General features: G+C 65.7%; 21 protein-coding genes. 19 read left to right on the top strand and 2 right to left on the bottom strand.

The annotated features are described in order from the left end of the window. Nucleotides 1-20 precede the first annotated feature (20 nt). The 16 genes from nuoI (at nucleotide 21) to GIW81_RS03565 (ending at nucleotide 19,468) form a co-directional block, all read left to right on the top strand. Nucleotides 21-509, top strand: coding sequence for an NADH-quinone oxidoreductase subunit NuoI (nuoI, locus tag GIW81_RS03640; protein WP_154739486.1), 489 nt, complete (start codon nucleotides 21-23; stop codon nucleotides 507-509). Nucleotides 510-681: 172 nt separating this feature from the next. Beyond that, nucleotides 682-1,323, top strand: coding sequence for an NADH-quinone oxidoreductase subunit J (locus tag GIW81_RS03635; RefSeq protein WP_154737969.1), 642 nt, complete (start codon nucleotides 682-684; stop codon nucleotides 1,321-1,323). A 19-nt stretch (nucleotides 1,324-1,342) separates the two neighbouring features. Continuing rightward, nucleotides 1,343-1,651 carry an NADH-quinone oxidoreductase subunit NuoK gene (gene nuoK / locus GIW81_RS03630; RefSeq protein ID WP_154737968.1) on the top strand — a complete coding sequence of 103 codons (309 nt, stop codon included), beginning with the start codon at nucleotides 1,343-1,345 and terminating at the stop codon, nucleotides 1,649-1,651. 10 nt (nucleotides 1,652-1,661) lie between these two features. Then, complete coding sequence (gene nuoL, locus GIW81_RS03625) at nucleotides 1,662-3,602, top strand: NADH-quinone oxidoreductase subunit L (RefSeq protein WP_324614999.1); 1,941 nt, start codon at nucleotides 1,662-1,664, stop codon at nucleotides 3,600-3,602. 163 nt (nucleotides 3,603-3,765) lie between these two features. Further along, nucleotides 3,766-5,316 carry an NADH-quinone oxidoreductase subunit M gene (locus GIW81_RS03620; RefSeq protein WP_154737966.1) on the top strand — a complete coding sequence of 517 codons (1,551 nt, stop codon included), beginning with the start codon at nucleotides 3,766-3,768 and terminating at the stop codon, nucleotides 5,314-5,316. Between the two features lie 12 nt (nucleotides 5,317-5,328). Beyond that, nucleotides 5,329-6,804: an NADH-quinone oxidoreductase subunit NuoN gene (nuoN, locus tag GIW81_RS03615; protein ID WP_154737965.1), complete on the top strand. Its 1,476-nt coding sequence runs from the start codon at nucleotides 5,329-5,331 to the stop codon at nucleotides 6,802-6,804. Further along, nucleotides 6,801-7,574, top strand: a complete 774-nt coding sequence (locus GIW81_RS03610; RefSeq protein ID WP_154737964.1) for a biotin--[acetyl-CoA-carboxylase] ligase — start codon at nucleotides 6,801-6,803, stop codon at nucleotides 7,572-7,574. The genes nuoN and GIW81_RS03610 overlap by 4 nt, the downstream gene beginning before the upstream one ends. Further along, nucleotides 7,571-9,277: a ribonuclease J gene (locus GIW81_RS03605; protein ID WP_154737963.1), complete on the top strand. Its 1,707-nt coding sequence runs from the start codon at nucleotides 7,571-7,573 to the stop codon at nucleotides 9,275-9,277. The genes GIW81_RS03610 and GIW81_RS03605 overlap by 4 nt, the downstream gene beginning before the upstream one ends. 65 nt (nucleotides 9,278-9,342) lie before the next feature. Continuing rightward, nucleotides 9,343-9,747, top strand: coding sequence for a methylmalonyl-CoA epimerase (mce, locus tag GIW81_RS03600; protein ID WP_154737962.1), 405 nt, complete (start codon nucleotides 9,343-9,345; stop codon nucleotides 9,745-9,747). A 28-nt stretch (nucleotides 9,748-9,775) separates the two neighbouring features. Continuing rightward, on the top strand, nucleotides 9,776-10,027 hold the full coding sequence (locus GIW81_RS03595) for a DUF1467 family protein (RefSeq protein ID WP_154737961.1): 252 nt from the start codon (nucleotides 9,776-9,778) through the stop codon (nucleotides 10,025-10,027). A gap of 577 nt (nucleotides 10,028-10,604) precedes the next feature. Continuing rightward, nucleotides 10,605-12,137: a proline--tRNA ligase gene (gene proS / locus GIW81_RS03590; protein WP_154737960.1), complete on the top strand. Its 1,533-nt coding sequence runs from the start codon at nucleotides 10,605-10,607 to the stop codon at nucleotides 12,135-12,137. A 135-nt stretch (nucleotides 12,138-12,272) separates the two neighbouring features. Further along, complete coding sequence (locus GIW81_RS03585; RefSeq protein ID WP_154737959.1) at nucleotides 12,273-13,544, top strand: lipoprotein-releasing ABC transporter permease subunit; 1,272 nt, start codon at nucleotides 12,273-12,275, stop codon at nucleotides 13,542-13,544. A gap of 11 nt (nucleotides 13,545-13,555) precedes the next feature. Then, on the top strand, nucleotides 13,556-14,308 hold the full coding sequence (locus GIW81_RS03580; RefSeq protein ID WP_154737958.1) for an ABC transporter ATP-binding protein: 753 nt from the start codon (nucleotides 13,556-13,558) through the stop codon (nucleotides 14,306-14,308). A 127-nt stretch (nucleotides 14,309-14,435) separates the two neighbouring features. After that, nucleotides 14,436-14,861, top strand: a complete 426-nt coding sequence (locus GIW81_RS03575; protein ID WP_154737957.1) for a VOC family protein — start codon at nucleotides 14,436-14,438, stop codon at nucleotides 14,859-14,861. Between the two features lie 93 nt (nucleotides 14,862-14,954). Continuing rightward, complete coding sequence (dnaE, locus tag GIW81_RS03570) at nucleotides 14,955-18,521, top strand: DNA polymerase III subunit alpha (protein ID WP_154737956.1); 3,567 nt, start codon at nucleotides 14,955-14,957, stop codon at nucleotides 18,519-18,521. 56 nt (nucleotides 18,522-18,577) lie between these two features. Further along, the gene (locus GIW81_RS03565; protein ID WP_154737955.1) at nucleotides 18,578-19,468 is read left to right on the top strand and encodes a hypothetical protein; all 891 of its coding nucleotides are present in this window, start codon (nucleotides 18,578-18,580) and stop codon (nucleotides 19,466-19,468) included. Between the two features lie 37 nt (nucleotides 19,469-19,505). Here the strand turns inward: GIW81_RS03565 and GIW81_RS03560 are convergent, their stop codons facing one another. Further along, nucleotides 19,506-20,939, bottom strand: coding sequence for a DUF1963 domain-containing protein (locus tag GIW81_RS03560; RefSeq protein ID WP_154737954.1), 1,434 nt, complete (start codon nucleotides 20,937-20,939; stop codon nucleotides 19,506-19,508). A 217-nt stretch (nucleotides 20,940-21,156) separates the two neighbouring features. Next, the gene (locus GIW81_RS03555) at nucleotides 21,157-21,939 is read right to left on the bottom strand and encodes an RMD1 family protein (RefSeq protein WP_154737953.1); all 783 of its coding nucleotides are present in this window, start codon (nucleotides 21,937-21,939) and stop codon (nucleotides 21,157-21,159) included. Between the two features lie 212 nt (nucleotides 21,940-22,151). On the opposite strand from GIW81_RS03555, the gene GIW81_RS03550 reads away from it, so the two are divergent. From GIW81_RS03550 to pyrH, 3 genes are all read left to right on the top strand, one after another. Beyond that, the gene (locus GIW81_RS03550; RefSeq protein ID WP_154737952.1) at nucleotides 22,152-23,138 is read left to right on the top strand and encodes a 30S ribosomal protein S2; all 987 of its coding nucleotides are present in this window, start codon (nucleotides 22,152-22,154) and stop codon (nucleotides 23,136-23,138) included. Nucleotides 23,139-23,221: 83 nt separating this feature from the next. Next, a complete protein-coding gene (gene tsf / locus GIW81_RS03545; protein WP_154737951.1) occupies nucleotides 23,222-24,166 on the top strand; it encodes a translation elongation factor Ts in 945 nt (314 codons plus the stop codon). A gap of 130 nt (nucleotides 24,167-24,296) precedes the next feature. Continuing rightward, on the top strand, nucleotides 24,297-25,031 hold the full coding sequence (gene pyrH / locus GIW81_RS03540) for a UMP kinase (protein ID WP_154737950.1): 735 nt from the start codon (nucleotides 24,297-24,299) through the stop codon (nucleotides 25,029-25,031). The last annotated feature ends 14 nt before the right edge of the window (nucleotides 25,032-25,045 follow it).

Genomic DNA, 25,045 nt, shown 5'->3' with positions numbered 1-25,045 from the left:
AAGGATTGAGAGCCGTGGCCCTGAACGTTGCGCAAGGTGTGAAGTCGCTCTTCCTCTGGGAGTTCGTGCAGGCGTTCGGGCTCGCCATGAAGTACTTCTTCTCCAAGAAGAAGACGCTCGACTACCCGTTCGAGCGCGGGCCGCTATCGCCCCGTTTCCGCGGCGAGCACGCGTTGCGCCGCTATCCCAACGGCGAGGAGCGCTGCATCGCCTGCAAGCTGTGCGAGGCGATCTGCCCGGCGCAGGCCATCACCATCGAGGCCGGCCCGCGCCGCAATGACGGCACGCGGCGCACGACCCGCTACGACATCGACATGGTCAAATGCATCTACTGCGGCCTGTGCCAGGAGGCCTGCCCGGTCGACGCCATCGTCGAGGGCCCCAACTTCGAGTTCGCCACCGAGACGCGCGAGGAGCTCTACTACAACAAGGAAAAGCTGCTCGATAACGGCGACCGGTGGGAGCGCGAGATCGCGCGCAACCTCGCGCTCGACGCGCCTTATCGCTGATTTGCCCGGAAGGGCAGGGCTAGGCCGGCCGGGCAGGGATGCTCGCGGCGCTTGGATTGTGAAGACGCATGGGGTACTCACCCTATCGCGGTGGAACGTGCCGCCTCATCTGCGAGCCCGCGCCTCAGTGCGGCTTCGCGGACTGGTGGTCGCAGCGGGCTGGACCTGATCAATGGCTCTGACGGCGGGCTTCTTCTATCTGTTTGCGGCGCTGTCCGTCGCCGCGGCGGTCATGGTCATCGTGGCCAAGAACCCCGTGCACGCCGTCCTCTTCCTCATCCTCACCTTTTTCAACGCCGCCGGACTGTTCGTGCTGCTCGGCGCCGAGTTCCTGGCGATGATCCTGGTCATCGTCTACGTCGGCGCCGTGGCGGTGCTGTTCCTGTTCGTCGTCATGATGCTCGACGTAGACTTCGCCGAACTGCGCGCCGGCTTCATCAAGAATGCGCCCATCGGTTTGATCGTCGGCGGCATCGTACTGGCGGAGCTGATAGCCTTATTCCTCGGCCGCGGGTTCGGCGTCGGCGTCGCTCAGCACCCTGGCGCTGCCGTCGCCGAATTGGGCCGCGAAGCTTCCAACACCCAGCAGCTGGGGCTCATCCTCTATACGAAGTACGTCTACTTCTTCGAGGTGGCGGGCTTGGTGCTGCTCGTCGCCATGGTCGGCGCCATCGTGCTGACGCTGCAACACAAGACAAATGTGCGACGCCAGTCAGTCGCCAAGCAGGTCGCGCGCACGCCGGCGACGGGCGTTGAGATCGTCAAGGTGCCGCCGGGCGGCGCCATCATTCCGGCGGCCGAGGCGCGCAGCTGATGCGGCAAGCGGGGGCAGCATGACCATCGGCATCGGACATTATCTCACGGTCGCGGCGTGCCTCTTCACGCTCGGCATGCTGGGCATCTTCCTCAACCGCAAGAACGTCATCATCATCCTCATGTCGATCGAGTTGATGCTGCTGGCGGTCAACATCAACCTGGTGGCGTTCTCGTATTTCCTCGGTGACCTCGTCGGGCAGGTGTTCGCCCTGTTCAACCTGACAGTGGCCGCGGCCGAGGCCGCGATCGGCCTCGCCATCGTCGTCGTCTATTTCCGCAACCGCGGCTCCATCGCGGTCGAAGACATCAACATGATGAAGGGCTGAGGACGGGATGATCTACTCGGCCATAGTCTTCCTGCCGGCGCTCGGCGCGCTGATCGCCGGTCTGTTCGGGCGCCTGCTCGGACCGCGCCCGTCGGAGCTGATCACCACCGGGCTGCTCTTGATCTCCTGCGTGCTTTCGTGGGTCGTGTTCTACCGCGTCGGTTTAGGGCACGAGACGGCGCACGTCGCCATCGAGCGCTGGATAACCTCGGGCGAACTGGACATCGGCTGGGCGTTCAAGATCGACACTCTGACTGCGGTGATGTTCGTCGTCGTGACGACCGTCTCGGCGCTCGTGCACGTCTACTCCATCGGCTACATGGACGAGGACGACTCGCGGCCGCGCTTTTTCGCCTACCTGTCGGGCTTCACGTTCGCCATGCTGATGCTGGTGACGGCCGACAACCTGGTGCAGATGTTCTTCGGCTGGGAGGGCGTCGGTCTCTTCTCGTACCTGCTGATCGGCTTCTGGTACACGAAGCCCGAAGCCAACGCGGCGGCGATCAAGGCGTTTGTCGTCAACCGCATCGGCGACTTCGGATTTGCGCTCGGCATCTTCGGCCTGTTCGCGGTGTTCCGTACCGTCAACCTGGACCAGATCTTCGACGCCGCGCCCGGCGTCGCCGGTCAGACATTCGCGTTCCTCGGCTACCAGGTCGATATCCTGACGACGCTCAGCCTGCTCCTGTTCATGGGCGCGATGGGCAAGTCGGCGCAGTTCCTGCTGCACACCTGGCTCCCCGACGCCATGGAAGGCCCGACTCCGGTGTCGGCGCTGATCCACGCGGCGACGATGGTGACCGCCGGCGTGTTCATGGTGGCGCGCCTGTCGCCGATTTTCGAGCACGCGCCGGTTGCGTTGCAGTTCGTGGTGCTCATCGGAGCGGTCACGGCGTTTTTCGCGGCGACCGTCGGCCTTGTGCAGAACGACATCAAGCGCGTCATCGCCTATTCGACCTGCTCGCAGCTCGGCTACATGTTCGTCGCCTGCGGCGTCGGCGCCTATCAGGCCGGCATCTTCCACCTGTTCACGCACGCCTTCTTCAAGGCGCTCCTGTTCCTCGGTGCCGGCTCGGTCATCCACGCCATGCATCACGAGCAGGACATGCGAAAGATGGGCGGCCTCAGGCCCAAGCTGCAGTTCACCTGGGCGATGATGCTGATCGGCACGCTGGCGCTGACCGGCTTCGGCATCCCGCACATCGCCGGCATGTCGGGCTTCTATTCCAAGGACGCGATCATCGAGGCGGCGCACGCCGCGCACACGCCCGGCGACTATGCGTTCTGGCTGCTGGTGAGCGCCGCGCTGATGACGTCGTTCTATTCCTGGCGGCTGATGTTCATGACCTTCCACGGGCCGACGCGCGCCGACGCCAAGACCTTCAAGCATGCCCACGAGAGCCCGCCGGTGATGCTGGTGCCGCTCGCGGTGCTGGCGCTGGGCGCCGTTGTCGCCGGTGCGGCGACGCCGTTCTTCATCGGCGAGGGGCAGCACGAGTTCTGGGGCAAGGCGATCTTCAACGGCGAGCACAACCACATCCTGCACGCCATGCACGAGGTGCCGAACTGGGTGCCGTGGTCGGCGACCATCGCCATGGCCGCGGGCTTCGTGATCGCCTACCTCTATTATATCGCCGCGCCGTCGCTGCCGGCGGCGACCGCCAAGGCATTCCGGCCGCTGTACCTCTTCTTCCTCAACAAGTGGTACTTCGACGAGCTCTACGACCGCATCTTCGTGCGCCCGACCTTCTGGCTCGGCAACTTCCTGTGGAAGGTGGGCGATATCAAAATCATCAACGGCCTCATCGACGGCACGGCCGCGGCGGTCTACGGCGTCACGCAGCGCACCGTGCGCATCCAAACCGGCTACATCTACCATTATGCCTTCGCCATGCTGATCGGGGTGGCGCTGCTCGTCAGCTACGTCATGTTCATGGGTGGGCCGCGCTAGTATGATGATCGAGAAGTTCGCCACATCATCTGCTGCTGGGTCGAGAAGCGAACTTCTCGATCTGAATCATACTCGCAGATTGACTCTGCTAGTGTCCTTCAGATCGCGAAATTCGTTCCACACGTGCGGCACAAGCCGACGAATTTCGCGATCAGGACACTAGATGGATCTCGCCAACGCCCCGCTCCTGTCGATCGTCATGTTCATGCCGCTGGTCGGCGCGGTGATCATCGGCTTCCTCAATGCCGACGCCAAAGGCAACGCCCGCTGGGTGGCGCTATGGACGACGATCATCACGTTCGCGATCTCGATCCTCATCTGGGTGCGGTTCGACCCGACCAACGCCGGCTTCCAGTTCGTCGAGGAGCGCGCCTGGCTCGACCTCTTCAAGTTCAAGCTCGGCGTCGACGGCATCTCGATGCTGTTCGTCATCCTGACGACGTTCCTGATGCCGCTCGTCATCCTGCAGAGCTGGGTGGTGATCGACGATCGCGTCAAGGAGTACATGATCGCCTTCCTGGTGCTCGAGACGCTGATGATCGGCGTCTTCTGCGCGCTCGATCTGGTGCTCTTCTATGTGTTCTTCGAAGGCGGCCTCATTCCGATGTTCCTCATCATCGGCATCTGGGGCGGCGCCAACCGGATCTATGCAACCTTCAAGTTCTTCCTCTACACGCTGCTCGGCTCGGTGCTGATGCTGCTCGCGCTGCTCGCCATGTACTGGCACGCGGGCACGACCGACATCCCGACGCTGATGACGGCGAAGTTCCCCGTCGACATGCAGTGGTGGCTGTGGCTCGCCTTCTTCGCCTCGTTTGCGGTGAAGCTGCCGATGTGGCCGGTCCACACCTGGTTGCCCGATGCGCACGTCGAGGCGCCGACGGGCGGCTCCGTGGTGCTGGCGGCGATCCTCCTGAAGATGGGCGGCTACGGCTTCCTGCGCTTTTCGCTGCCGATGTTCCCGCAGGCGAGCGAGCACTTCGCGCCGCTGATGTTTGCGCTGTCGGTCATCGCCATCATCTACACCTCACTCGTGGCGCTGGCGCAGACCGACATCAAGAAGCTCATCGCCTATTCGTCGGTGGCCCACATGGGCTTCGTGACGCTCGGCATCTTCACGTTCTCGACGCAGGGCGTCGAAGGCGCGATCTTCCAGATGCTGTCGCACGGCATCATCTCGGCCGGGCTCTTCCTCTGCGTCGGCGTCATCTATGACCGCATGCACACGCGCGAGATCGCGGCCTACGGCGGCCTCGTGCAGCGCATGCCGATCTACGCGGCGTTCTTCATGGTGCTCACGCTGGCCAACGTCGGCCTGCCGGGCACCTCGGGCTTCATCGGCGAGTTTTTGACGCTCCTTGCCGCCTTCAAGGTCAACACCTGGGTGGCGTTCCTGGCGACGACGGGCGTGATTCTCTCGGCGGCCTACGCGCTCTACGCCTACCGCCGCGTCATCTATGGCGCGCTGGTGAAGCCGGCGTTGAAAAACATCGAGGACGTGACGCCGCGCGAGATCGCGACGCTGGCGCCGCTGGTCGCGCTGACCATCTTCTTCGGCTTCTATCCTTCGCCGATCCTCGACGTCACTGCGGTGTCGGTGAAGAAGCTCGTCAGTACCTATGAGGCGGCGGTGAAGCCGGCAGCCTCGCCAGCCGCAGCAGTGCCAGCGGCGCGGCCCGCGTCTCCGCCCGCCCCGGCGCCCGCACCTAAGTAGAGGACCGGCCGTATGAACGCGTTATCCAGCTACGCGCCGATGTGGCCCGAGATCGTGCTCGCCCTGGGCGCCATGACGATCTTGATGCTCGGCGTGTTCCGCCACCAGGCGACGCCCGGGGCCGACTATGTCTCGGGTTGGCTGTCGGTCATCGTGCTGGTGTTCGCCGGCGTGCTGGTGGCTCAGGGGAGCGGCACGCGCGAGGTGATGTTCGAGGGTGCCTTTATCTCCGACGCCTTCGGCCGGTTCAGCAAGCTGCTCGTTCTCGGCGGCGCGGCGCTGGTGCTGGTGATGTCGTTCGATACGCTGGCCCGCGCCAAGCTGCTGACCGCCGAAATCTGCGTGCTGATGCTGCTCGCGGTGGCCGGCATGCTGCTTATGGTGTCGGCCGGCGACCTCATCGCCCTGTTCCTCGGGCTCGAGCTGCAGAGCCTGGCGCTCTACGTCATCGCCGCCATCGACCGCGGGCAGGTGCGCTCGTCGGAAGCCGGCCTCAAGTACTTCGTGCTCGGCTCGCTGTCGTCCGGCATGCTGCTCTACGGCGCCTCGCTCATCTACGGCTTTACCGGCTCGATCGATTTGTCGGTGATAGCGTCGGTGGCGCAGGGTCAGCCGGCGGCACAGAACATCGGGCTGATCGTCGGCCTCGTTTTCCTGCTCGTCGGCCTCGCCTTCAAGATCGGCGCCGTGCCGTTCCACATGTGGACGCCCGACGTCTACGAAGGCGCGCCGACGCCGGTCACCGCCTTCTTCGCCGCGGCGCCTAAGCTCGCCGCCATGGCGCTGCTGGTCCGCACGCTGCTTTACGGCTTCCCGGGCATTGCCCCGCAGTGGCAGCAGATCGTCGTGTTCCTCTCCATCGCCTCGATGCTGCTTGGCGCCTTCGCGGCGATCGGCCAGCGCAACATCAAGCGGCTGATGGCCTACTCGTCCATCGGCCATATCGGCTATGCGCTCATCGGGCTCGCCGCGAACAGCGAGGCGGGCACGCAATCGGTGCTCGTCTATCTCGCCATCTACCTGGCCATGACGGTCGGCACCTTCGCCTGCATCCTGTCGATGCGCACCAAGGACGGCCCGGTGGAGGACATCGATTCTCTCTCCGGGCTCGCCAGCACCAACCTGTCGATGGCATTCGTGCTGGCGATGCTGCTGTTCTCGATGGCGGGCATTCCGCCGCTCGCCGGCTTCTTCGCCAAGCTCTACGTATTCGGCGCGGCGGTGAAGGGTGGGCTCTACACGCTCGCCGTCATCGGCGTGCTGTCGAGCGTCGTCGGCGCCTACTACTACCTGCGCGTCGTCAAGATCATGTTCTTCGACGAGGCGAAGACCGCGTACTTGCCCGTCGAGCGCGGCGCCGGGTTCGTCATGACCCTTTCGGCGGCGTTCGTGCTGCTGTTCGTGCTCATTCCGGCGCCGCTCGTCGATGCGGCGCTCACCGCGGCGCGGGCACTGCACGTCGCGACAGCCGCCTCCGCCGCCCCATGAGCGACGTACCGGCGAGCCTGCCGGAGGGGACGCGCCTCGTCCATCTCGAGGAGGTCGACGGGACCAACGCCGAAGCGATGCGCCGGGTGCTGGCAGGCGAGGGCGGCCCGTTGTGGCTCACGGCCGAGCGGCAGACGGCAGGCCGCGGCCGCTCTGGACGCGCCTGGACCTCGGAACCGGGCAATCTCTTCGCGAGCTTCGTGGTGACGATCGACTGCCCGCCGGCGACGGCCGCGCAACTCTCGCTCGTTGCCGGCGTCGCCGTGATCGACGCACTCGGGGACGCGGGAGATGTTCCCGGCTTGCGCTTGAAATGGCCGAACGACATTCTTGTCGATACGGCGAAAACGGGCGGCATCCTCGTTGAAAGTACGTCGCGGCCCGGACGCAAGGGCACGGTTGCCGTCGTCGGCGTCGGCCTTAACCTCGCCGCAGCGCCGCAAGACCTGGGACGGGCCGCGACATATCTTGCGGCGCACGGATTAGCGCTTTCGCCGCGCGACGCGTTGTGCTTCCTGGCGCACACAATGAACGATTGGATCCGAATCTGGCACGGCGGCGATGGTTTCGCGCCCGTGCGCGAAGCGTGGCTCGAGCGCGCCGGCCCGCTGGGCGAAGCCATGTCCGTCAACGCCGCTGACGGCCCCGTGTCCGGCACCTTCGCCGGTCTCGACGACGATGGGGCGCTGTTGCTCGACACCGCCGACGGGCGCCAGCTCAGCTTTGCCTTCGGCGACGTCACGCTCGCTGCGAAAGACGATCACGCATGAGCCAGCAACCGCGGAGTGCCGGCCGCAGTCCGGGCGGCGACGAACTCGTGTTCCTCGCGCTCGGCGGTCTCGGCGAAATCGGCATGAACGCCTACCTTTACGGCTTCGGGCCGGAGGACGCGCGCCGCTGGCTGATGGTCGATTGCGGCATCACATTCCCTGAGGGCGAGTACGACCCGGGCATCGACGTCATCCTCCCCGATGTGCGCTTCATCGAGGAGAACCGCGCCGACCTCGCCGGTATCGTCATCACCCACGCGCACGAGGACCACATCGGCGCGGTGATCGAGCTGTGGCCGCGTCTCAGGGCGCCGGTCTACGCAACGCCGTTCTCCGCCGGGATGCTGCGCTCCAAGCTCGCCGAGCACGGCAACGGGCTGGAAATCCCCATCCACGTCATCCCGCTCGACAGCAAGTTCGACGTCGGGCCGTTCGCGATCGAACTGTTCAGCCTCGCGCACTCGATCCCGGAGATGAGCGCGCTGGCGATCCGCACGCCGCTCGGCACCGTGTTCCACACCGGCGACTGGAAGCTCGATGCCACGCCGACGGTCGGCGCGCCGGCTGATGCCGCGCGTCTCGCCAAGCTCGGCGACGACGGCGTCCTTGCCCTGATGATCGACTCGACCAATGCGTTCCGCGAGGGCATCTCGCCGTCGGAAGCCGACGTGGCCCGCTCGCTCGGCGAGATCATCGCCAAGGCGCCTCGACGTGTGGCGGTGACGACGTTCTCTTCTAACGTGGCGCGCGTCAAAGCCGTTGCCGAGGCGGCGCAGGCGGCAAACCGCCAGCTCGTCGTGGCCGGGCGCGCCCTGCACCGGGTGATCGACGTCGCCGTCGACACCGGCTACCTCCCGAAGGGCTTCCGCTACCTCGACCAGGACCAGTTCACCTACATCGACCGCTCGGACATCGTGCTCCTCTGCACCGGCAGCCAGGGTGAGCCGCGCGCCGCGCTCGCCCGCATCGCCGAGGAGGAGCACCCCGAGATCTCGCTCGACAAGGGCGACATGGTCATCTTTTCCTCGCGCACCATCCCCGGCAACGAGAAGGCCGTGGGCCGCATCCAGAACGGGCTCGCCCGCAACGGCTGCGAGATCCTCACCGACGGCGAGGCGCTGGTGCACGTCTCCGGGCATCCGCGTCGCGACGAGCTGCGCCAGATGTACCGCTGGATGCGGCCGAAGATCGTCGTGCCGATGCACGGCGAGGCGCGCCACCTGAAGGCGCAGGCCGAGCTTGCCCGCGAGATGGGCGCCAAGACGGTATTCACGCTGACCGACGGCGAGATTCTGCGGCTCGCGCCCGAACCCGCGGTGATCGACGACGCGCCGGTCGGACGCTTGTTCCGGGACGGTCGCCTGCTTGTCTCGGAAAGCGACGGGCCGGTGCGCGAGCGCCGGAAGCTGTCGATCGTCGGCGTGGTGGCGGTGAGCCTCGTCGTGTCGCGCAAGGGCGCGCTCATTGGCGAGCCGCTGGCGGTGCTCGACGGCGTCCCAGCGGAAAACGCGCAGGGCGACTCCGTGCTCGACATCGTGCTCGACGCGGTAGAGGGCACGATGCGCTCGATCCCGGAAAAGCACCGCAAGAATCCGGAAAGCCTGGCCGAGTCCGTGCGTCGCAGTGTTCGCGCGGCCGTCAACGAGGCTTGGGGCAAGAAGCCCATTTGCAAGGTGCTCGTGAACGTGGTCGATAGGGGCTGAGCGCCGAGGCGCCGCGAATCCGGCGGCTCCAGCGGGCCGCCGACCTCAACGACAGAGGAACTTCAATGATCGGACGCTTGAATCACGTTGCAATCGCGGTGAAAGACCTCGCCGCGGCGACCGCCGTCTACCGTGACGCGCTGGGCGCCGAGGTGACCCCGCCGCTGCCGCAGCCCGAGCACGGCGTGACGGTGGTGTTCATCACCCTGCCGAACACCAAGATCGAGCTCCTGGAGCCGATGGGCGCCAGCTCGCCGATCGCCAAGTTCCTCGAGAAGGCGCCCGACGGCGGCATCCACCATGTTTGCTACGAGGTCGATGACATCATCGCCGCCCGCGACAAGCTGAAGTCCCAGGGTGCGCGCGTGCTGGGTGACGGGACGCCGAAGATCGGCGCGCACGGCAAGCCGGTGCTGTTCCTGCATCCGAAGGACTTCTGCGGCACGCTCGTCGAGCTCGAGCAGGCCTAAGGGCCCGCCTACAAGGGAGTACGCGCGCATGGACCGCGTCATGGCCGTGGCGATCTACATCTTCATCTGGTGGATCGTGCTGTTCGCCGTGCTGCCGTTTGGCGTGCGTACCCAGGCGGAGGAGGGGGAGGTGGTGCCGGGCACACCGGAGAGCGCGCCCGCCAAGCCGCGCCTGCTCCGCATCTTCCTGATCAACACGCTGGTGGCGACGGTCGTCTTTGCGCTCGTCTACGCGGCGATCGTCTACAAGGTCGTCACGCCCGAGACTTTCCCCTGGTGAGCCCGCACGCGCGGCTCCCGCTCGACAATGCGCCCCCCCAAAAAGCGAAGAGCAAGGTCCATTGAACCTTGCTCCCGCATTGCCGTTGCTTCTTTTTTGATCGTGGAGCGCTGCCAGGACATTCCTGGAGGCTCGACACTTAGGCAGCCGACCACCTCTATGGGTAGTCTCGCGCCGTCTTCTTCCCTAGACTTGGGCTGTCTGCCGCCTGTTTCGGCGACTTTGGACCCACCCTTATGGCGAGTACGTTTACTCGACGCGCGGCCTTCTGTCACGCGGCTTCATGCGCTGCTGCGAAAAAAAATTTGCTCCGGCCAACGCTCAATTCGCGCGTGCAATCAAGGCATCGGCGCACCTGATGCAGATCAGGTCGGCGCTGTCGGGAAGGGACGTGGGCTGAGCGTGGAGAGTGCGCACAGGGTGGTAAGCAGCCCGGGATTGCCACCTGCCTGGATTAAGGCTACCAGCCCGAACCGTGGGTCCTCGGCCCGAAAACACACAGCGATCCGGCTCCTATGCGCCTTTCCCGTTCCCTCCTTCCCACCGTGCCGGTTAAGTCGCCGAGGAGGGCGGGCCGATGAGCAAGCGCGCGCTTTCCGTTACCCGCGAGCAGGACTTTCCCGAGTGGTATCAAGTCGCCGTTCGTGACGGCGACATGGCCGAGACGAGCCCCGTGCGCGGCTGCATGGTCATCAAGCCGTGGGGCTGGGGCGTATGGGAGCGCATCCAGGCCGAACTCGACGCCCGTATCAAGGATACCGGGCACGAGAACTGCTACTTCCCGCTGTTCATCCCGATGAGCTTCCTCGCCAAGGAGGCCGAGCACGTCGAAGGCTTCGCCAAGGAGATGGCGGTCGTCACCCACCACCGCCTGAAGAACGAGGGCGGCAAGCTGGTGGTCGACCCGGCGGCCAAGCTCGAGGAGCCGCTCATCGTGCGGCCGACCTCGGAGACGATCATCGGCGACGCGTTCCAGCGCTGGATCAAGAGCTATCGCGACCTGCCGCTGCTCATCAACCAGTGGGCCAACGTGGTGCGCTGGGAGATGCGCACGCGGCTGTTCCTGCGCACCACCGAGTTCCTCTGGCAGGAGGGGCACACGGCGCACGCCGATCGCGACGACGCCATGGCCGAGACGCGAAAGATGCTCGAGGTCTACCGCGAGTTCGCCGAGAACGTGCTGGCGATGCCGGTCATCGCCGGCGAGAAGCCGGCGAACGAGCGCTTCCCCGGTGCCGACAACACCTATTCGATCGAAGCGATGATGCAGGACGGCAAGGCCCTGCAGGCCGGCACGTCGCATTATCTCGGCACCCACTTCGCCGAAGCTCAGAACATCCAGTTCCAGAACCGTGAAGGCCAGCTCGAATACTGCCACACGACGAGCTGGGGCGTGTCGACACGGCTGATCGGTGGCGTGATCATGACGCACGGCGACGACGACGGCCTGCGCATGCCGCCCAAGATCGCGCCACGCCAGATCGTCATCGTGCCGATGCTGCGCGACAAGCCCGAGGACAAGGACCTCCTCGACTACTGCGCCTCGCTCGAGAAGGAGCTGAAGGCGAAGGGCATCCGCGTGCTGGTCGACGCCAAGCCGGTCAAGTCGGCTGAGAAGCGGTGGAACTGGGTGCGCCGCGGCGCACCGGTGATCGTCGAGATCGGTGGCCGCGATGCCGCCGGCGGCAACGTCACATTCATGCGCCGCGACGTCCTGCGCGACGGCGACAAGATCGTCTCGCACACCAAGCCGGTCGCCGAGTTCGTCGCCGGGGCGCCCGCGCTGCTCGACGACATCCAGGCCAAGCTTTTCGCCGAGGCGAAAGCACGCCTCGACGGCAACATCGTCACCGGCATCAAGACCTTCGACGAACTCGCCGAATATTTCGGTGCTGCGGACGCCGAGGACGAAGGCGGAGCGTTCAAGGGCTGGGCCTACGTCGCCTGGGCGAAGCCGGAAGGCGCCAAGCTGGAGGCAATTGCCGAGCGACTGAAAGCGCTTAAGTTGACGATTCGCAACGCGCCGCTCGACCAGAAGCCCGTGGAAGGAATGTGCCTGTTCACCGGTGATGCGGCGCGTGAATATGTGCTGATCGGACGCGCCTACTAGGGCCGAGTGCGGCCCAATCGGCGCACCATTGACGATGGTCTGAGACGGGGCCTTGCGCAACGCAATCTGGCCCGATTGCGGGGGTAGCTGTGCTGCCCACCCAAGAAGCGCAAGAAGCGGAGGAGTTTCGGGGGGATGACAGCGGCCGTTGCTGACACCAAGCCGTTTACCCTGTTCGAGTGGATGCTCGCGCTGCGCTACCTGCGCGCCCGCCGCTCGGAAGGCTTCATTTCGGTCATCGCCGGGTTCTCGTTCACCGGCATCATGCTGGGCGTCGCCACGCTGATCATCGTCATGGCGGTGATGAACGGATTCCGCAACGAGCTGTTCGCCAAGATCCTCGGTCTCAATGGCCACGTCATCGTCAACAAGATCGGCGGTCCGTTCGACGACTACGACGAGGTGACGAAGCGCATCAATGAGATGACCGGCATCAAGTCGGCGATGCCGCTGATCGAGGGGCAGGTGATGGTCTCCTCGGCCGTGCAGGCGACGGGTGCGCTCGTGCGCGGCATGTCTGAAGAGGGCATGCGCTCCCTGCCGCTCCTCGCCGACAACATCCGCTTCGGCTCGCTCGACGGTTTCGGGCAGGGCTCGGGCATCGCCATCGGCACGCGCCTCGCCAACATGCTGCGCGTCAACGTCGGCGACACGATCACGCTCGTCTCGCCGCGTGGGGCCTCGACGCCGTTCGGCACCGCGCCGCGCACCAAGCCGTATGTGGTCGCCGCCCTGTTCGAGATGGGCATGGCCGAATACGACCGCACGATGGTCTTCATGCCGCTGCTCGAAGCGCAGCGCTACTTCTCGCGCGGGCCGGAGGTGGACGCCATCGAGGTGATCGTCGACCACCCCGAGCACATCGATAATTTCGTCCGCGAAATAAAGCGGGCGGTGGGTCCGGCCAACCACGTCTCCGACTGGCGGGCACGCAACGAGACGTTTTTCACGGTGCTCGAGGTCGAGCGCAACGTGATGTTCATCATCCTCTCGCTCATCGTGCTGGTCGCGGCGCTTAACATCATCTCCGGATTGATGATGCTGGTGAAGGACAAGGGACGCGACGTCGCCATCCTGCGTACCATGGGCGCTTCGCGCGGCTCGATCATGCGGGTGTTTCTGATCACCGGCGCCTCGATCGGCGTGGTCGGCACCTTGGCCGGCCTGGTGCTCGGCATCGTCTTCTGTCTGAACATCGAATACATCCGCGAGTTCGTCTCGTGGATGTCGAACACGACCCTGTTCGACCCGAACGTCTACTATCTGACGCGCCTGCCGGCCGACATGGAGCCGCGTGAGACGGCTTCGATCGTCGGCATGGCGCTTGCCCTGTCCGTGCTCGCCACGCTCTATCCATCGTGGCGCGCTTCAACTCTCGATCCCGTCGAGGCGCTGCGCTACGAATGAGCGAACGTCGGATGACAGCCCTGGCCGAGGAACTCCTAGCCGTGCGGGACACCGGGAGAGACTTTGCCACGCAACCGGCGCTGCGGCTCGATCGCCTGGTGCGCGCCTTCTACCAGGGGTCCCGCAAGATCGAGGTGCTCAACGGCGCCTCGGCCGACATCTTCCCCGGGCAGGCGGTGGCGCTGGTCGGCCCGTCGGGCGCCGGCAAGTCGACGCTGCTCCACATCTCCGGCCTTTTGGAAACGCCCGATGGCGGCCGCGTCATCATCAACGGCCGCGACTGCACCGGGATGCCCGACGCCGAGCGCACGCGCGTGCGTCGCGTGCAGATGGGCTTCGTCTATCAGTTCCACCAGCTGCTGCCTGAGTTCTCGGCGCTGGAGAACATCATGATCCCGCAGCTGATCCTCGGCCGCACCAAGAAGCAGGCGCGCCAACGGGCGGCGCAGCTCTTGGGCTCTCTGGGGCTTGCCGATCGCGTCGACCATCGTCCGGCCCAGCTTTCGGGCGGCGAGCAGCAGCGCACCGCCATCGCGCGCGCGCTGGCCAATGACCCGCGGCTCATCCTCGCCGACGAACCGACCGGCAATCTCGACCCGCACACGGCCGAGCACGTGTTCGACGCGCTGATCCACCTCATTCGCACGACGGGCGTGGCGGCGTTGATCTGCACGCACAACCTCGACCTCGCGCGGCGCATGGACCGGGTCCTGCGGCTGGAGAACGGCATGCTGGTCGAAGTGCAGCCCCTGGCGCTGCGCTAGCGCGACCCCGGCGGCGGCCGACTTCCAAAAAAAATACAAGCAGACTGTCGAATCCGGCAAACGCCGTTCGTCGTGTCGATGTAAGCGGGGGACTGCACCTCCGAGAAGCCGACAAAGGGGACCTATGATGCCCAAGATGATCTTCGTGAACCTGCCGGTGGAGGATCTTGCCGCCGCGACCCGCTTCTACGAGGCGATCGGGTGCGTGAAGAACGAGCAGTTCAGTGACCACCGGGCGTCCTCCATGGTCTGGTCGGATGCCATCACTTTCCATCTGCTGACGCGCGACTACTTCGCGACCTTCACCCCGAAGCCGGTCGCCGACGCGCGCCAGTCGTGTGAGGTGCTACTCGCAATCACCCTCGACAGCCGCGAAGCCGTGGACGCCATCGCCGAGGCAGCGGCGACCAGCGGCGGGAAGGCCGACGTCCGCGCGCCCATGGACATGGGCTGGATGTACAATCGCGCCTTCGAGGACACCGACGGCCATATCTTCGAGGCCGTGTGGGCCGATATGGCCGCCATGAACGAGCAGATGGGCAAAGCGGAGTGACGCCGTCCCTCGGTGCTGTGAACGGAGCGATTCCCGCGGGATAGGCGGACGGCAAGCCTTGGGCTGCCTTCCCGGCTGGTCTAAATATGTGCCATGAACGCTCCGACTCGCCTGCCGGATTCCGGTCAGCCCGCGACGCCTGCGCGGGCGCGCTTCGTGCACCTCAAGGTGCATTCCGCCTATTCGCTGCTGGAAGGCGCATTGCCCATCGGCAAGCTGGCGAAGCTTGCTGCCGCGCATAGCTTTCCAGCGCTCGGGCTGACCGACACCAACAATCTGTACGGCGCGCTCGAGTTCTCCGACAAGTTGGCCGACGCGGGCATCCAGCCGATCGTCGGCGTGGTGCTCTCCATCGATTTCGAGGATCGCCGCCACGACGCGACCGAGCGCGGCACGCCGGCGCAGCGCATTCCCGGCGACGGCAACGTTGCCCTGCTCGCCATGAACGATGCGGGCTACGCCAACCTGATGAAGCTCGTCAGCCGTGCGCATCTCGAGACGAACGACGTTGAGGGTGCGCACTCGAAGGCCACCGTGCTGGCCGAGCATGCGGACGGATTGATCGCGCTCACCGGCGGTCCCGACGGTCCGATCGACCGGGCGCTGCGCGACGGACAGAAGGCGCTCGCCGAGGCGCGGATCGACCTGCTGAAGAAAATGTTCGGCGACCGGCTGTACGTCGAGCTGCAGCGGCACGGGCTCAAGTCGGAGCACGACGTCGAACCGCAACTGCTCGCGTTCGCCTACGGTAAGGGCATTCCCATCGTCGCCACCAACGAAGCGTACTTCGCTTCGCCCGACGACTACGAGGCGCACGACGCGCTGCTGTGCATCGCCGCCGGCCGCTACGTGGTCGAGGACGATCGCCGGCGGGTGACGTGCGAGCACGACTTCAAGAGCGGCGAGGCGATGGCGGAGGTGTTCGCCGACCTGCCCGAGGCGCTCGACAACACCATCGAGATCGCCAAGCGCTGCGCCTTCCGGCCGGAGGGCCGCAAGCCGATCCTGCCGCGCTTCGTCGCCGCGAAGGGCGACGTGAGCGCCGACGAGGTTGCCAAGCTCGAAGCCAACGAGCTGCGCCGCCAGGCGGAGGCCGGACTCGCCGAACGCCTTGCCGCCGCGGCACCGGCCGAGGGCTTCACGCGCGCGGACTATGAAAAGCGGCTCGCCTACGAGCTCGACGTCATCGCCGGCATGAAATTTCCGGGCTACTTCCTCATCGTCGCCGACTTCATCAAGTGGGCGAAGGGGCAGGGCGTGCCGGTGGGCCCGGGCCGCGGCTCGGGCGCCGGCTCCGTCGTCGCCTGGGCACTGACCATCACCGACCTCGACCCGCTGCGCTTCGGACTGCTGTTCGAGCGCTTCCTCAATCCGGAACGCGTGTCGATGCCGGACTTCGACATCGACTTCTGCCAGGATCGCCGTGACGAGGTGATCCGCTACGTGCAGAGCAAGTACGGCCACGACCGCGTGGCGCAGATCATCACCCACGGCAAGCTGCAGGCGCGCGCGGTGCTGCGCGATGTCGGCCGCGTGCTGCAGATGCCGTACGGGCAGGTGGACCGGCTGTGCAAGCTGGTGCCGAACAATCCGGCCAATCCCGTCACGCTGCCCGAGGCTATCGCCAGCGAGCCGAAGCTGCAGGAGCAGATCGACGCCGACCCGATGGTCGCTCGCCTCGTCGAGATCGCGCAGAAGCTGGAAGGCCTCTACCGCCACGCCTCGACGCACGCCGCCGGCATGGTCATCGGCGATCGGCCGCTGGTCGAGCTGGTGCCGCTGACGCGCGACCCGAAGACGAACTCGCCCGTCACGCAATTCAACTGGAAGCTGGTCGAGGCCGCGGGCCTCGTGAAGTTCGACTTCCTCGGGTTGAAGACGCTCACCGTGCTGCAGAAGGCGGTGGAGCTGGTCAAACGCGGGCGCCGCATCGACGTCGATCTGCTGGCGCTGCCGCTCGACGACAAGAAATCCTACGAGCTGCTGGCGAAGGCGGACACGGTCGGCGTGTTCCAGCTGGAATCGACGGGCATGCGCGAGAGCCTCAAGCGGCTGAAGCCCGACCGCTTCGAGGACATCATCGCCATGGTGGCGCTCTACCGCCCCGGCCCTATGGACAACATCCCGACCTACATCAACCGCAAGCACGGCGAGGAGCCGGTCGACTGCCTCGATCCGATGCTGGAAGGCATCCTCAGGGAGACCTACGGCGTCATCATCTATCAGGAGCAGGTCATCCAGATCGCCCAGGTGATGGGCGGGTATACGCTGGGCCAGGCCGACCTTCTGCGCCGCGCCATGGGCAAGAAGGACAAGGCGGAGATGGCGCGCCATCAGGCCAAGTTCGTCGAAGGCGCCATGTCGAAGGGCGTGTCGAAGAGGGACGCGACCTACATCTTCGAGCTGGTCGACAAGTTCGCCGGCTACGGCTTCAACAAATCGCACGCCGCGGCTTATGCGCTGGTGAGCTACCACACGGCCTACATGAAGGCGAACTACCGCGAGGAGTTCCTCGCCGCCTCCATGACCCTCGACATGAGCAACACCGACAAGCTCTCCATGTTCGCGGCGGAAGCGCGCAAGAGCGGCATTACGGTGCAGCCGCCGTCGGTCAATGCCTCGGAGGTGGATTTCCTCGCCGAAGCCTCGAAGGAAGCAGGCAAGCCCGGCGCGATCCGCTATTCGCTCGCCGCCTTGAAGAACATCGGTGCGTCCGCCGTCGCCACCATTGTCGAGGACCGCAAGGCGAAAGGCCCGTACAAGTCGCTCGCCGACTTCGCCGCACGCCTCAATCCGAAGGCGCTCAACAAGCGCGGTATCGAGACGCTCGGGGCAGCCGGTGCCTTCGACGGGCTGGAAGGCAATCGCGCGCTGGTGCTCGCCAACGTCGACCAGATTCTCGAGCTGGCGCAGCGGATGGACCAGGAGAAGGCCGACGGCCAGGCGGACTTCTTCTCGCTGGGTGGAGGGGGTGGCGCCAAGGCGGAACCGTCGCTACAACTCCGGCCGGCGACGGCCTGGACCCCGATGGAGCGGCTCAGCCACGAGTTCGATGCCGTCGGCTTCTATCTGTCGGGGCATCCGCTCGATCAATACGAGCAGGCGCTGCAGAAGCTGGGCGTCAAACGCTACGTCGAGTTCGAGGCGATGACCGAGCGCGGCGCCACCTCGGGCGCGCTCGCCGGCATCGTCATCGCCGCGCGCGAGCGCCGCTCGCAGAAGGGCAACAAGTTCGCCTTCGCGTTGTTCTCCGATACGACCGGCCAGTTCGAGGCGGTCATCTTCTCCGATACGCTCGCCGCCGCGGGCGCCCTGTTGGAGCCCGGCACCCCGGTGAAGCTCATGGTCTCCGCCGAGCGCGAGGGCGATACGGTGAAGATGCGCGTCGAGGGCATCGAGGCCCTCGACAAGGCGGTCGCCAGCGTGCAGCGCGGCCTGAAGCTGGTGCTCGACCGGCGCGTCATCGAGAAGAACACGAACGCGCTCGCGCAGATCAAGGCGCGCCTGAAGCCCGGCAAAGGCGAGATCCGCTTCGTGCTGCCGCTCGGCGACCGCGGCAAGGAGGTCGAGCTTTCCGCCGCCGGCCGCTACGACGTCTCCCCAGCGATGGCGGGCGTTCTGTCGACGCTGCCCGGCGTTTCCGAAGTGTTAGAAATCTAAACGTACGCTGAGCCCCAGCACCTATTCGATACAATTTGTGCAAAGGGGTTCGTATCGTGCTTCGCTCTGTCCTCGGCGCCGCGTTGCTGCTCGCGCCCTTCGCCTCGCCGGCGCTCGCCGTCTCCTTGTCGTCGCCGGCAGCAGCCGTGTCCTCGCCTCACGCGATCGCCACCTACTGCCCACGCCCGCTGCACCGGGCCACGCGCCTCATCATCGTCACCGTGCCCGACATGACCTCGGTGAAGGGGACGCTGCACACCTTCGAGCGGCGCAGCCCGGCCGATGCAACCTGGTTGCGCTCCGGGCCGCCTGAGGCCGCCGTCGTCGGCGCGACAGGTATCGGTTGGTCGGAGGACTTCGACTACCTCGCCAAGAAGGACGAGCCGGTGAAGCGCGAAGGCGACAAACGCACGCCGGCCGGCATTTTCCGCGTTGCCGGGCCGTTCGGCTTCGAGGCGAACAAGGTCGCCGGCTACACCAAGCTGGAGCCGGGCCGCAGCTTCTGCGTCGACGATCCGACGTCGCTGTTCTATGGCAAGATCGTCAGCAAGCAGCTCGCCGCGACGACGAAGAGCGCCGAGGACATGTCGGCGGTGCCGGGCCTGAAACGCGCGCTGATGGTCGACTACCCGGCGCGTCGCGGTGCGAAGGCCGGCTCGTGCATCTTCATCCACGTCTGGGACGGTGCCGAGGCCGGCACGAAAGCGCGCATCGGCATGCCGGAAGAGCGCGTCTCCGTGCTGCAGGAGTGGAGCAGCAAGGGCTTCACCGCGATTGCCGTCATCTCGGAGCAAGCGGCGCCGCGCTTCAAGGGCTGTCTGCCGCTCAACTCGGCAACGAGCAAGAACGAGCAGCCGGCGGTCGTGCCCGAGCCGAACCCGCGCCGCACGCCTAAGGACCAGCGCGCCGAGCTGACCGTGACGCCGGTCTCCGCGCCGACGCGATAGACCAGCACTTGCCTCCCGCGCACGGTGCTCGCGGCGCTCAGTGACCGACGATGGTGCCCCATGCCTTGTCGAAGCTAAGGGCGGCAAGGTCGTCGGCCTTGATCCAGAAAGTGCATTCGCCGGCGTCGCCGAAGCCCATTTGCCGAATGGGGTCCGACGACAGCCGCAGCAGGCAGATGTCGGGATCGTCGATAGCTTTGGCGTCCTGGCTCGATGCGACGTGGCCGAGCATCTGATGCTGGCTCAGCTGCGGCATGCCTGCCGACCAGAGCAGCGTAAAGTCCGCCGCAAGGGCATCATAGTATCTGGCAGGGAATTTCTCGGGCGCCGTTGTTGCGAGCGCGTTGACGGTGTCGATGAGCGCCGCGCGGACATGCCGGTTGGTTTCGATGTTGAGCGCCACTCTCGGCTGCGCCGACGGAAGGAAAGGCTGTTCGCCATGAATGGTGGCGAGCCATGCGTTCAACGCCCTTCCGTCGGCGTCCGACGGGTTGCCCAAAGGCCCGATCTCTCGCGCGCGGTCGATCCATTGCAGGGCCGCGCCGACGATGGCGTGGATGTGCCGCTTGCCCTCTGGACCGAGGTCCTTGCCGCGGGCCTCACCAAGGAACTGCGCTTCTTTGACGACATGCCGCGCAAGGCGATCGATCATGATGCCGAGCTGCGGGAAACGAACGCCATCGGTTCGCCAAGGCTCGTCGTAACGCCTGCCCGTGCTGTGCTCCCAGCCCAGATGATAGGCTCTCTGCCGATTGGTGGTCCCCGTCGCCGCCACGAAAGCGTCGAGCCGCTTGAAGCGCACGCGTTCGTCGTAGACTTCGGCGATGCTCCCATTCTGCTTCGATGCGGCGTGAAATTCGTCACGGTTCTCCGCCAGCATGGACCACGCATCGGCAGGGCTTTGGTGCGGGAATACCTTCTCGAAGTGGCCACCGATGTCTTGGAACGCCCCGGCGCTCGGCCAGGTATCGATCCGCGTCGCAACAAGGGGCCACTCGACGTGGATCTTGGGACCCTCTTCACCGGGCAGGCCGCCGTAGGCCGCGATCTCGTCGCCCGCGGCATAGGCTTCGTAGAGGGGCGGCAGCTCCTGCGGAGGCTCGCGGTCCGGCGTCTCGGCCGGCATCCTTTCGATGTAGAGGACGCGTGTGTCGTCGCGCGGATCTTTCGCGCTCCAATCCTGGTCCATGTCGCAGCCGAAGAAGAACAGCACGCCCCGCGCCGGCAGGCGATCGCTCAAGCGCGGCAGCTCCGCGCAATCGATCTGGGCCAGGAAATGCAGCGGCACGGCCTGGCGGCGGTGCCTTCCCATCGGCCAGGGGCAGTCCCCCGGAAGATTAGGCCGACCGCCGATCTTGCTGCGCACCTTCGGTGCCGCATGTGGCGGAAAGGGCGAAAAGAGCAGGACGGCCGGCTCGCGGTGTTGCTCGAGGAGCCAGGCGACAAGGCTCAGATCTTTGTCCGAAAGCATCCGGCGGCTCGCTCGACAGGCAACGGAGTGTCACGGCCGGCCGGCTGGACACCATGTCGCTAATGAGGAGACGGATTGCCGGCTCCTCTTGCGCAATGCTGGAGGAAAGATTCTCGCGGGAAGTCGCGAAGGGTGCCTGCCGCTCAACTCGGCGACGAGCAAGAACGAGCAGCTGTGAACCGCTCGCCGCACTCGAGGCTTGCCGAATCTCGTGCCATTACTTCCAAAATCTATCGTAGAGGCTGAGGCCGATCTCGATCCCGATCAGCGCGATGATGTACCACTCCAGCCGGTGAGAGGTGCGCGTCGCGAAGAGGTCGGTGAGTGTATCCGCGGTGCCGCGGATCACGTCCAGCTTGCGCGAAATGGCGAGCCCGCGCTGGGTGAGGTCGTACTCGTCGACGAGACGCGCCCAGAAGCGCTCGAGCTCCGGATGGTCCCACAACACGTCTGGCTTGTCGTCGAGGTCGACGCGCTCTGCGAGCCGCTGCTGGATGAGCAGCGCTTCGCCGATCTGCTCTAGCAAATCGCCCTGCGGGCTGCGCGGAAGGTGCCGCTTCTGCAGCGTCTTGGCGACTTCCTCGATGCGGTCGAAGGCAACCGCGATGCGCCGCTCGTCGTAGGCGAAGGCGACGCTCATTGCCAAAGCCTCGGCAACGAGCAGCAGCCGGTCGTTGTCGGCCGCCTTGATCTGCAGGTCGCCGGTCGGGGTGAGCATGCCCTCGTCCTCGCCCTTGACGATCAGGCGCACGCTTTCGGTCTCGCGGTCGGCGAGGGGCTCGATGATCCGGTCGGCGAGGCCGCGGATCAGCGCCTCCTCATCCACGGGGTTCATGGCGATGAATACCGCCGCCCCCGACTTGAAGAGCACGGCGACGCCGTCGCCCGAGGTCCGAAAGGCGAGCGGGACGCTCGAAAACGCGTCCTCGCGCTCCAGCCCCTTGACGTCGATGCGCTCGCCGAGCTGCAGCGCCCGAACGTGAATAACCCTGTTGTTCATGCCACTTTTCCGTCCCCGGCGGGCTTAACGAAGGCCCGCGGCGGGGCCGAGCTTGTCATTTGCAGGTGTAGACTCTATAAGCGCGGCCATCTCACACGTGGATCTCGCGCCGGGCGGATTAAAAGCCCCGCCAGGCGCTCCGGTGGGCCACTCCCTTTATGCAGGGATAGCCCTCTTCGGTCCACGGAGGCTCAACCGGAAAAGGACTACCCATGGCGCTTCCCGCGTTCAACATGCGTCAGCTTTTGGAAGCTGGCGTGCACTTCGGTCACCAGTCGCATCGCTGGAACCCCAAGATGGCGCCCTTCATCTACGGCGCCCGCAACAACATTCACATCATCGATCTGACGCAGACGACGCCGATGCTGCATCAGGCGCTGGTCAAGATCTCCGACACGGTCGCCAGCGGCGGCCGCGTGCTGTACGTCGCCACCAAGCGCCAGGCCTCGGACTCGATCGCCGACAGCGCCAAGCGCAGCGCCCAGTACTTCATCAATCATCGCTGGTTCGGCGGCACGCTGACCAACTGGAAGACCATCTCCCAGTCGATCCGCCGTCTGCGCCAGCTGGACGACATTCTCGCCGATCCGCAAGGTCGCACGAAGAAGGAAATCCTGACGCTGACGCGCGAGCGCGAGAAGCTCAACCAGGCTCTCGGCGGTATCAAGGACATGGGCGGCACGCCTGACCTCCTGTTCGTTATCGATACGAACAAGGAGAGCATTGCCATCCAGGAAGCCAAGAAGCTCGGCATTCCGATCGTCGCCATCGTCGACACCAACTGCGATCCGGACGGCATCGACTACCCGATCCCGGGCAACGACGACGCCGGCCGCGCCATCACGCTCTATTGCGATCTCATCGCCCGCGCCGCGCTCGACGGCCTGGAGCGCAGCCAGACGTCGGCGGGCGTCGACGTCGGCGCTTCCGAAGCGCCTCCGGGAGAGAACCTGCCGGTCGTGTTCAAGGGCATCGAAGCCGCTCGCGGCGAGCCGGACGACCTGAAGCGCATCACCGGCATCACGCCGAAGCTGGAGCAGCGCCTCAACGACGCCGGTGTGTTCCACTTCTGGCAGATCGCCGATCTCGACGCCGAGCAGACCCAGGCGCTCGATCGCAAGCTGAAGCTCAAGGGCCAGGTCGAGAACGACAAGTGGAGCGAGCAGGCCAAGAAGCTGGTCGAGGCGAGGGCCGTCTAAGAACGCTGCCGCTGCGGCGGCGGTTTCGGCTTCCAGTCAACCCGCGGGCGCCAAGTCGCGCCCGCCAAGCAATGAGCTGAGACATGACGATTTCCGCGAGTCTCGTGAAGGAACTGCGCGAAAAGACCGGCGCCGGCATGATGGATTGCAAGGCGGCGCTGACCGAGGTGAAGGGCGACATCGATGCCGCTATCGACTGGCTGCGCAAGAAGGGTCTATCGAAGGCCGCCAAGAAGGCAGGCCGCGTTGCCGCCGAAGGTCTTGTCGGCGTTACCGCATCGGGCAAGTCCGGCGCGGTCGTCGAGGTCAACTCGGAAACCGACTTCGTCGCCCGCAATGAGCAGTTCCAGGAGATGGTGACCAAGATCGCCTCGCTCTCCGGCGCCGCACAGGGCGACGTCGCCAAGCTGCTCGCCACCACCTACCCCGGCAAGAAGACCACCGTCGAGGAGCAGGTGAAGGAGCTGATCGCCACCATCGGCGAGAACATGAACCTTCGCCGTACGGCGGCTCTTACCGTCAAGGACGGGGTCGTTGCCGACTACGTGCACAACAAGATCGCCGATGGCCTCGGCAAGATCGGTGTGCTGGTTGCCGTCGAGAGCACCGGCGACAAGAAAGCGCTCGAAAACCTCGGGCGTCAGCTCGCCATGCACATCGCTGCGGCCAATCCGCAGGTGGTCAACGTCGAGGATCTGTCGAAGGAAGCGCTCGAGCACGAGCGCGCGATCTACGTCGCGCAGGCCAAGGCCGATCCGAAGAACGCCGGCAAAACTGACGAGATCCTGGCCAAGGCGAGCGAGGGCCGTCTGCAGAAGGAGTTCGTCAACCAGGCGGTTCTCCTCAAGCAGGTCTTCGTCATCGACGGGAAGGCGACCGTCACGGATATCCTCAAGAAGGCCGAGAAGGACCTTGGGGCTCCCGTCAAGGTCACCGGCTTCGTCCGCTACGCGCTGGGCGAGGGCATCGAGAAGAAGGAAGACGACTTCGCAGCGGAAGTCGCCGCCGCGGTCGGCGCCAGCAACTAAACGAGAATACCCCTGGGGCGCGTCTACAACGGCGCGCCCTAGGCGAATCTCCGCCTAGTGAGGTAGGTAAGGTGGCCGGCCGGCTTGCGGCTACCGGCTGCACCGCGGGGCAAGCGAGGAGGCGGTCATCATGGCAGCGGCAGTGACGGCCGGATCCGGCCTCGTCTACAAGCGGCTCCTGCTGAAGCTTTCCGGCGAAGCCCTGATGGGCAAGGGCGAGTTCGGCATCGACATGTCGGTCGCCGAGCGCCTGTCGCGCGAGATCGCCGAGGCGATCGGGGCCGGCGCCGAGATCGCCGTGGTCGTCGGCGGCGGCAACATCTTCCGCGGCCTGGCCGGCGCCGCCAAGGGCATGGAACGCGCCACCGCCGACTACATGGGCATGCTCGCGACGGTGATGAACGCGCTCGCCCTGCAGAACGCGCTGGAGAACTCCAACGTGCCGGCGCGCGTGCTCTCCGCCATTCCCATGCCGACGGTGTGCGAAAGCTACGTCCGCCCCAAGGCGCTGCACCACATGAAGGCGGGCCGCGTAGTGATCTTCGCCGCCGGCACCGGCAATCCCTTCTTCACCACGGACACCGCGGCGACGCTGCGGGCGATCGAGATGGACTGCCAGGCCGTGGCCAAGGCCACCCAGGTCGATGGCGTCTACGATAGCGATCCGCGCAAGAACGCCGGCGCCAAGCGCTTCGACAAGCTCGACTATTCCGAAGTTTTAGCGCGCGATCTCAAGGTCATGGACGGCGCGGCGATCGCCCTTGCTCGCGATAACGGACTTCCGGTAATTGTCTTTTCCATCGAGGAGCCGGGCAACCTCTTGAAGGTGCTGCGCGGCGCCGGACGCGCGACCGTGATCGCATGAGCGATTTTGGCGTC

The organism is Hyphomicrobium album (genome assembly GCF_009708035.1).
GTDB classification, from domain to species: Bacteria; Pseudomonadota; Alphaproteobacteria; order Rhizobiales; family Hyphomicrobiaceae; genus Hyphomicrobium_A; species Hyphomicrobium_A album.
The sequence above is the reverse complement of the archived record's forward strand: the minus strand, read 5'-3'. Positions and strand labels throughout refer to the sequence as shown.